Annotated in this window: 8 protein-coding genes and 1 pseudogene; 5 read left to right on the forward strand and 4 right to left on the reverse strand. The window is 61.4% G+C overall.

Annotation, left to right across the window (positions count from 1 at the left end; translation table 11 throughout):
* Positions 1 to 88 precede the first annotated feature (88 nt).
* Positions 89 to 655 carry a transcription elongation protein SprT gene (locus tag DI606_RS18570; protein ID WP_293985346.1) on the reverse strand — a complete coding sequence of 189 codons (567 nt, stop codon included), beginning with the start codon at positions 653 to 655 and terminating at the stop codon, positions 89 to 91.
* Positions 656 to 696: 41 nt separating this feature from the next.
* On the opposite strand from DI606_RS18570, the gene DI606_RS18575 reads away from it, so the two are divergent.
* Positions 697 to 945 carry a DUF4160 domain-containing protein gene (locus DI606_RS18575; protein ID WP_061939913.1) on the forward strand — a complete coding sequence of 83 codons (249 nt, stop codon included), beginning with the start codon at positions 697 to 699 and terminating at the stop codon, positions 943 to 945.
* Positions 932 to 1,351 (forward strand): DUF2442 domain-containing protein, encoded by a 420-nt coding sequence (locus DI606_RS18580; RefSeq protein WP_293985347.1) that lies wholly within the window; start codon positions 932 to 934, stop codon positions 1,349 to 1,351. The genes DI606_RS18575 and DI606_RS18580 overlap by 14 nt, the downstream gene beginning before the upstream one ends.
* 203 nt (positions 1,352 to 1,554) lie before the next feature.
* Here the strand turns inward: DI606_RS18580 and DI606_RS18585 are convergent, their stop codons facing one another.
* Entirely contained in the window at positions 1,555 to 3,378 is a 1,824-nt protein-coding gene (locus tag DI606_RS18585) for a diguanylate cyclase (RefSeq protein WP_293985348.1), read from the reverse strand.
* Positions 3,379 to 3,492: 114 nt separating this feature from the next.
* Between DI606_RS18585 and DI606_RS18590 the strand changes: the two genes are divergently transcribed.
* A complete protein-coding gene (locus tag DI606_RS18590) occupies positions 3,493 to 5,394 on the forward strand; it encodes an EAL domain-containing protein (RefSeq protein ID WP_293985349.1) in 1,902 nt (633 codons plus the stop codon).
* Between the two features lie 134 nt (positions 5,395 to 5,528).
* Positions 5,529 to 6,086 carry a recombinase family protein gene (locus DI606_RS18595; protein WP_293985350.1) on the forward strand — a complete coding sequence of 186 codons (558 nt, stop codon included), beginning with the start codon at positions 5,529 to 5,531 and terminating at the stop codon, positions 6,084 to 6,086.
* Between the two features lie 3 nt (positions 6,087 to 6,089).
* Here DI606_RS18595 and DI606_RS18600 read toward each other — a convergent pair whose 3' ends face one another.
* Together DI606_RS18600 and DI606_RS18605 are read right to left on the reverse strand one after the other, a co-directional pair.
* Complete coding sequence (locus DI606_RS18600; protein ID WP_293985351.1) at positions 6,090 to 6,506, reverse strand: type II toxin-antitoxin system VapC family toxin; 417 nt, start codon at positions 6,504 to 6,506, stop codon at positions 6,090 to 6,092.
* The gene (locus tag DI606_RS18605; RefSeq protein ID WP_293985352.1) at positions 6,503 to 7,597 is read right to left on the reverse strand and encodes a hypothetical protein; all 1,095 of its coding nucleotides are present in this window, start codon (positions 7,595 to 7,597) and stop codon (positions 6,503 to 6,505) included. Before DI606_RS18605 ends, DI606_RS18600 begins: the two co-directional genes overlap by 4 nt.
* Positions 7,598 to 7,737: 140 nt before the next feature.
* Here DI606_RS18605 and DI606_RS18610 point away from each other — a divergent pair.
* Positions 7,738 to 8,044, forward strand: a pseudogene (locus tag DI606_RS18610) (BglII/BstYI family type II restriction endonuclease); the annotation flags it as partial.

An 8,044-nucleotide genomic window follows, 5' to 3' on the forward strand; every position in this document is an offset into this window, starting at 1 on the left:
ACTCCGCGTCCGTACCCTTGATGGCACGTTGGCCAATGACTTTCAGAGGTGGAGGGACGAACGGAAGGCGGCATGACCCCCAACTTTCTCATGCTCCCCCAACCGGGCACAAAGGCGCGCCCGCTGTCTCCAGCCATTTGCGCGCGGTCCTGACGGTATAGCCGCACGTCGAGCACTCGCATTTCAGCATCCGCACCGCCTGCTTCCTGGGCCGAGTAGTCGCGCTGCCTGTATCGAGTCTGCCATGGGGAAGGGGACCGACCGCAGCGAGGATCGGTGCAATGGCGGAAAGGAAGGCGTCCCCGGGGGTGGTGGCGCGCATTGGCCCGACCAGCCCCAGCCCGACTGAGACCCGTTTAAACGCTCTTCCGTGTCCGGCCGCGATCCCGACCGCCGCGTGGACCAGCTCGTGCGCGAGGATCGCGGCGATCTGCGCCGGCATCGCGTCGGGGGCGTGGGCGAGGTCAGGCCGGATGAATATCTCGAAGTGGCCGTCGCCGATGCGCCGGTTGTCCCAGCACTCGCCGATCGCCTTGCCCTTTGCTCCCCTGCTGGTGAAGCCGATCGCCACCCGGCAGGGACGAGACGCCGGTATGGCGGCTCGGTCGGAGCGCAAGCGGAGATAGAGCGCGGTCCCGCAGGGACGCGCCGCCATGCAACTATTCCCTAGCGCTTGGGTTTCTGCTAGGATCGGCCATGCCTACCGTTCTGCGCATCAACGGCCTGCGGGTCGTGATCTGGCCAAATGATCATCGGCCGGCGCACGTCCATGTGAAGGGCGCAGACGGGGAGGCGGTGTTCAACCTGCATTGCCCCGGCGGACCGCCGGAGCTGCGCGAGAGCTATGGGTTCAGGCTGGCCGACCTGAACCAAATCGCCGATGCCCTGGCGGCCGCAATCGCCGCCCTGTGCGCGGAATGGAGGACGATACATGGCGATTACTGAGCGCGATCTGGCGAAGGCGGAGAAGCGCATGGCGGCGAAGCGCGAGGCTGGTCATGCCGTATCGGCGCGCTATGACCGGCGGCGTTCGCGGGTGGTCGTGGCACTCAACACCGGCGTCGAACTGACCTTCCCGACCCAACTCGCGGAAGGGCTGGCGGATGCCTCGCCGGACAGCCTGGCCGAAATCGAGATCAGCCCCGGCGGACTCGGCCTGCACTGGCCCAGGCTCGACGCGGACCTCTACGTGCCCGCGCTCCTGCAGGGCGTGTTCGGATCGAAGCGATGGATGGCCCGCCAGCTCGGTGCCGAAGGAGGACGGTCACGCACCGCAGCCAAGATCGCCGCTTCACGCGAGAACGGCCGCAAGGGCGGGCGGCCTCGGAAACCGATGGCTGCTGGAGCCTAAAAGGGCGAAAAGTAGTTTGTCGCTTAGTAGCTTATTCGCTTAGTTGGTGTCGCAGATATTCTGAGTTTCGAACGTCGCGCATGTTGCCGCTTTTGCGACAAGGCTACCGCATTTCTCGACCGATGCTCATCGAGACCTTCAAAGACGGCGATGGCCTCGATCGCATCGAGGCCATTGCGCTCGCTAGTTGACGATCCTGCTTGTCATGCCGCCAACCTACTGATCGAGGTGCGGTTCCGACCGGCCCGCTTGGCCTCGTAAAGTGCCGCATCGGCTGCCTGGATCAAGGTCGAGCCATCTTTAGCCATGCTGTCAATCCAGGTCGCGATTCCGAAAGACATGTTGGTGGACCCGAGCGTGCGCCCGTTCTGCCGGACGTTGAGCTCGCCGATCGCGTTACGCACCAGCTCGACCCTTTCCATGAGAGCCTCAGCCGTCGTGCCGGGGGCGATAATGGTGAACTCCTCTCCACCGTAGCGGCAGATCACGTCGCCATCGCGGAAGCGGCTGCGCATCTCGCTGGCGACGGCCTGGAGCACGGCATCGCCGGCATCATGGCCGAACTCGTCATTGAAGCGCTTGAAGTGGTCGACGTCGCACATGACGAGGCTGAACGGCGCGCCGGAACGCGACGCGCGCGCGATTTCCAGATTTAGCGTCTCCTCCATATAGCGCCTGTTAAATAGACCGGTCAGCGGGTCGCGGATGGTCTGCTCGCGCAGCGACCGCTGGAGGCGATGGTTGACCAGCGCCGACGCTATGTTCTCGGTCAGGACCGTCAGCCGGAAGCGGCTCTCGGCACCTACCAGCCCGCTAAGATACAGGACGCCGATGACCTCGCCGCCCGCGAGCAGCGGCTCGCAATGATAGATTTCGTCTTGCGCAACGTGAGCGCAGACGATGTCGCGACCGGGCGCGGTGACGCAGTGGCTCTGCCCGCGGCGAAGCGCCCAGCATTGATCGGGCGCAAAGCTTTCCAACGGCGCCTCTAAGCCGCCCCAGCCCGCGATCAGGGTGAGCAGGTTGCGCGAGTTGTTATGCGCGTAGAGCGCGCCGGAGAGGCCGGATAGAACCCGCGGCACGAACACCCGGATGATGGCGGCCAGCTCCTCGTCGGTCCGTGCCGCCTGCATGCGGTGCGCCATGCCGCCGAGCAGCTCGATCACGTCCCCGCGCTCGCGCAGCGCCTCGCCGTTCTTCTGCAGCTCGACATTGGCTATCTGAAGCCGCTGCTCGCTCTCCTCCCGATCGGCGACCGCCGACACCAGGCGGTCGGCCATGGCGTTGTAACCCTGAGCTAGGTGGCCAAACTCCTTTGAGCCCATGGCCGTCTCAATGCGGGTGCTTCGTTCACCGCTGCCCAGCTCGCTCATTGCCTGAATGATCGTGGCCAGCGGCTGACGGATACCGCGGATTAGAAAACCAAAGCCGACCAGCACCAGCATCGCCACCACCGACGCGCCGATGAGGGCTTGCCGCTTACCGCTGGCCAGCCGCTGCTCAGCGGCCATGCTCCGGTCGGTTTGCAGGCGGCGCTCTTCTTCCAGGAACGCCTGTGCTCGAACAGCGAGGGCGTCCATAAGGTCGCGCCCTTTGCCACCAGCAACGATGGCGGTAGCACCCGCAAAGTCGCCTTTCTGACCCAGTTTCAGCGGCTGCCGTAACGCAGCGGCCCGTTGCGCCATCAAGCTGGCAAGCTCGCGCGCTCGGGCATGCTGGAGCGGGTTGTCCTCGGTGAGGTGGACGACCCAAGCGATGCTCTTTGCCGAACCCGCCACCTGCTCCGAGAAGGTGCGAGCGTAAGCCGGATTATGGGTCAGGATGAAGCCACGTTGACCGGACTCAGCGTCGCGCAGATCGCCGAGCGCCAGCTCCGTCGTTTCGATCACCTCCGCCGAGTGGGTGACCCAACCGAAGCTTTTGCTCGTATGAGAAGATGCGTCCGCCAACAAGCCCGCCAGAAAGGCAAGCGCGGCAACGACGATCAGTCCGATGCTGACGATACGGGCAGAGAGCGAGGCGAACATGGCCGAGCATTACGCGCTAAATCTTAAGCCAATTATTATGAACCGATCGTCCTGCATACGAGACGAGGAACCTCAAAGCCGCGAGCGCTCACCTTCGCCTCGAAGCGAACGTGATTGAAACAGCTAACGCCAGTGCATTCTTACAAACTTTCATTGATGCAGCGGTTCCGCGCGCAAAAATTGTTAATTTTTTCAGATTATCGCTTCTTGTCAGAACCTCAGAGGGGCGTTGGCGTGGAGAAGCTGTTAGACCATGTGCTGAACGAGGAGGCGCGACTGAATGCCCTGCGCAACCTTAGCCTGCTCGACAGTGCTCCCAGTGACAGCTTCGATCGCCTGACCCGTCTCGCCAGCCAGTTGCTGGCGGCGCCAATATCGACGATCTCGCTCACCGACCGCGATCGGCAGTGGTTCAAGTCGAAGGTCGGCGTCGATCTGACCGAAATTCCGCGGGAGCAGGCGCCGTGCGCCTATGCGATCGAGGGGAAAGGCGTATTCGTCGTTCCTGACCTCACTGCCGATCCGCGCTTCGTCGGCTCCCCGTTGGCAGAATCCGGTATTCGCTTCTACGCAGGCGCGCCGCTGTTTACCCGCGAGGGCCACGGCCTCGGCACTTTGTGCGTCGTCGACGACAAGGTTCGCACGTTGCGCAACGGCGAGGAGCAGGTGCTGCTCGATCTCGCCGGCATGGTGATGAGCCAGATCGAGCTTCAGAATTTGGTCGGCCGGGTCGACGCCACGACCGGCCAAGCCAACCAGTTTCAGCTGTTCGAGGATCTCGACGATCTTACCCGCCGAGAACCGGGGGCAGCGGCATCCCTGCTGTCGGTCGACATCCTCTCGCCCACGCGTGCCACCTATGCTGCACGCACCCTGGGCAGCGAAAGCATCGGCCTGTTGATGCAGCAGGCACTCGGCACCCTTCGCCAATCGGCGGGCAACAGCGCGCGGCTCTACCATGTCGATCAGATCCGCTGCGCCGTCCTAGTCGAGGAGGACCTGCTGGGCAGCCATGCGCTGGCCGATCGGATCGTGGCTGCACTGCGTCAACCGATCTCGTGCGCCGGGGTGCCCGTGACCGCTGACCCCGCAGTTGGTATTTACGACTTCACCGTAGGTGAGGTCCTGCCGCGAGAAGCGTTCAAGCGCATGTCGAACGCAGGCGACGATGCACGCCACGTTGGCTGCCGCCACGCCCGCTACGATCCGGCCAGCGGTCAGCGCAATGCGCGCCGCTTTGCCTTGCTGAACGACTTTGGCACAGCGCTGGACGAGCCGGGGCAGTTGTCGCTGGTGTATCAGCCTCGCATCCAGCTGGCCTCGGGTGACCGCTGCGGGGTGGAGGCTCTGATCCGCTGGGACCACCCTGGTCTCGGCGCAGTTTCGCCAGGCGAGTTCGTGCCCCTGGTCGAACAGACTGCGCTGGTTCGGTCAATGACGGAATGGGTGGTACGGGCAGCCATCGCACAGGCGCGGGCCTGGTCGACCGCAGGGATGCCGCTGCCGGTGTCGATCAATGCCTCAGCGATGAACCTAGATGAAGACGACTTCGCCGCACGTCTGCTCGGTGCGGCCAGCAAGGCTGGCGTTGCGCCGCATCTGCTGGAGCTGGAGTTTACGGAGAGCACGATCGCCCATGACCCGACGCGTGTGATCGGACAGCTGCGCGAGCTACGGTCGCAGGGGGTCGAGATCGCAATCGACGATTTCGGCACCGGTTACAGCAACCTGTCCTATTTGCAGCAGCTGCCCGTGTCCGTGCTCAAGATCGACCAGGCCTTCGTTCGCGATATGGTCACCTCGGGCAAAGACCGTCTGCTGGTCAAGACGATGATCGCGATGGGGCATGACCTGGGCTACCGCGTAGTGGCCGAAGGGATCGAGACGCAGGCCGCCTACGACATGTTGGGTGAATGGGGTTGTGACGAAGGGCAGGGGTATCTGATGTCGAAGCCGGTGTCAGCAGATCGCATCTTTGACACTCATGGCGAAACAGGCGCTCGTGTCCGCGCCTAATAGACCCGCGACATGACTCGCATGTCGCGCATGTCCTAAGTTTCGCGACAAGCGGGCAGGACACGGATTTTCAGGGCTGACGGTGTCGCAAAAGTCTGTTGCCAGAGTCGTGCATTTCGAGGCACATTCGCGACATGCTTGTTGGCTATGCCCGCGTCTCAACCGACGATCAGGATCTACGGCTACAGCGCGCCGCGTTGAAGGACGCCGGCTGTCAGCGCACGTTCGAGGAGAAGGTGTCGGGCGCGAAGCGGGATCGGCCCGAGCTTTCGCGGATGCTCGATCAGTTGCGAGACGACGACATCGTCGTAGTGACGCGGCTCGACCGCCTCGCACGCTCGACCAGGGACCTGCTCGATATAGCCGAGAAGTTGGAGGATGCTGGGGCAGGGCTTCGATCGCTGGCTGAGCCTTGGGCCGACACAACCTCGCCCGCAGGCCGCATGGTGCTGACTGTGTTCGCCGGGATTGCCGAATTTGAGCGCGAGCTGATCCACCAGCGCACAAGCAACGGACGCGTCGCGGCGAAGGCACGGGGAGTCCGTTTCGGTCGCCCTCCTAAACTGACGGCCGATCAGGTTGCGCTAGGCCTGCGACTGGTTGGCGAGGGAACGTCCGTGCGGGAAGCGGCAAAGCTACTCAAATGCCACCATGCGACTCTTTACAGGGCTCTCGCCACCCCTTCCCAGTAAGCCTTATGGGTGGATGATATTTAGATCCGGAAAGTAGGCGGCAAAGTCTTTGTGGTTTGTGGTGATTAGAGGAACACCTTCGACCTCAGCGAGCGCGCCTATCAAAAAATCCGGTAGAACATTAGTTTTTGGAAGTTCTCCGGGACTACGCTTCTTTTCCTTGTACGTTTTATACGCTTGACCAGCTTTAAACAGTGATTCGTCGCTACTGCGAAGGCGCTCTAGCGCCCATTCGGTTATAGCGGCATCTGTATCCTCCTTGGACTGCATACCCGCCGCCAGCTCACTATATACGATATCCGCAATAATGAGAGGGCCTTCCGCACGCCGCTCGGCGATCTTCGCGACTGACCAGTCATGGTGCGTCTCACCATGGTTGATCGCTGACATGATCGCGCTGGTGTCGAGGAACGTGGTCATTTGTCTCTCGTAAGCCTCATCAATTCCTCGACGGACATGGTCGGCACGACGTTGGCATCCTTGAGGCGGGTCAGAGCACGCTGAGCGTGAGTGCGTATGAAGCCCTGAAGATCGAACGCTTCCAATTCATCGGCATCAATGACCTCAAACCCGGCATACTTGGCCAGCATCGCGCAGGCCCTTGGGATCGTCTTCAGAATGCGAGGATTGGAGGGATGCACCGCCCCTTGCGGTCGGTTATCGTTCGCCGCAAACCATTGAAGGTCCGGAATTTTTAGCTCGGTTCGCTCCCGGACGTGCTCGTCCGAGAACCGTTCTCTGCTACCGCAGGCAGCATAGAGCGTGACAAGGTGCTTGGTTGCGAGATCCTTTTCCAAGCTCTTGGCACCAGCGATCTGTGCGAAGCTCGATCTCGCCAACAATGCCGCGTAACGGTCCGACTGGACATGCTCTCCGTCCAGCTCTCTGTCTTCAATCAGACGGTCGAGCGCCAGGAACAACGCATCGACCCACCAACGCTCGACACGCTTGTTAGAGAAATCGGATAGATGACCAATTTCATATATGTAGTTCAGGTTAGTAGAGAGCTTCCTCGCCGATTTTGCTTTGTACCTTGGATTACCTGCCACGAAGCGTTCTATGTCTTTGGCCGAAATACGTTTCGTATCCCAGCCATACTCGTTCGCCACCTTATCCGAGACGTAGCTGTTAGCCCAAAGTGCGGGGCGGCGCTGGGCGGCGTCAGCTCCTGTCCAACGCCCGACATAGCTTAGATTCAGCGCAAAGATCGCCAGCTTATCGAAGTTGGTTGTATGCGGAGCCGTGAGCGCCTGAAAGACCAGCTCATCAGCGACAAGATGATCGACACCGTTTTTGCTTTTGTTAAAAAGGAAGAAGTTTATCGGTATGTATTCTGAGTGGCCCGACTGCGAAACGCGCTGACGAAACACGTCGCGCGCCACATCTTCCATTTGGCCATCAAATCCGATCCGAATGCTTTCATACAACTCTAGCAGACCGTTAGCCGGTGGGCCCCAACTAAAGTTTTTTGTGAAGCTACCTGGCTTCCAGTCCTGCTCGCCAGATGCCATTCGGTGTCGACTGCCCTCTCGTGTCTCGCATCGATGCGAGTTGGTAGTGCAGGCATACGGATCTCGCATCTTGGAGGCAATCCGTGCCACCTGCGCAAATCGGAATCGGCAGCGGCGTCGCCAAGGGCTATTGGGTGAACATGTTTGAAGATCTGGCCGAACGTGGCTTCCAAATCGAATTTCACAGCCACGCAACGGCGATTTTGAGCGTCGATTTTCCCGACGCTATCGGCGAACTGGAGGCGGCGCTGGGTGCCCTCTCCATCCCGATTGAGGAGATTATCGGTTCGGGGGGTGGCGAGACGAAAGGTACCCAGCGACTGCGGCGTGCGTTGGCCGAGTTGGGTTGGCACAAGGTCAATTTCACGATCGACAAAAGCATCAACGGCGTCCGCCGGGAGTCGATCTCGCACGAGGTCGATCACGTCCGGACCTTCCCGGACGGGC

This window comes from Sphingobium sp. (assembly GCF_003248505.1).
Lineage (GTDB): Bacteria > Pseudomonadota > Alphaproteobacteria > Sphingomonadales > Sphingomonadaceae > Sphingobium.

Coding starts and splice junctions, on each gene's coding strand:
- DI606_RS18575 (WP_061939913.1), top strand. CDS start 697: ATGCCTACCGTTCTGCGCATCAACGGCCTGCGGGTCGTGATCTGGCCA.
- DI606_RS18595 (WP_293985350.1), top strand. CDS start 5,529: ATGCTTGTTGGCTATGCCCGCGTCTCAACCGACGATCAGGATCTACGG.
- DI606_RS18600 (WP_293985351.1), bottom strand. CDS start 6,506: ATGACCACGTTCCTCGACACCAGCGCGATCATGTCAGCGATCAACCAT.
- DI606_RS18580 (WP_293985347.1), top strand. CDS start 932: ATGGCGATTACTGAGCGCGATCTGGCGAAGGCGGAGAAGCGCATGGCG.
- DI606_RS18570 (WP_293985346.1), bottom strand. CDS start 655: ATGGCGGCGCGTCCCTGCGGGACCGCGCTCTATCTCCGCTTGCGCTCC.
- DI606_RS18605 (WP_293985352.1), bottom strand. CDS start 7,597: ATGGCATCTGGCGAGCAGGACTGGAAGCCAGGTAGCTTCACAAAAAAC.
- DI606_RS18585 (WP_293985348.1), bottom strand. CDS start 3,378: ATGTTCGCCTCGCTCTCTGCCCGTATCGTCAGCATCGGACTGATCGTC.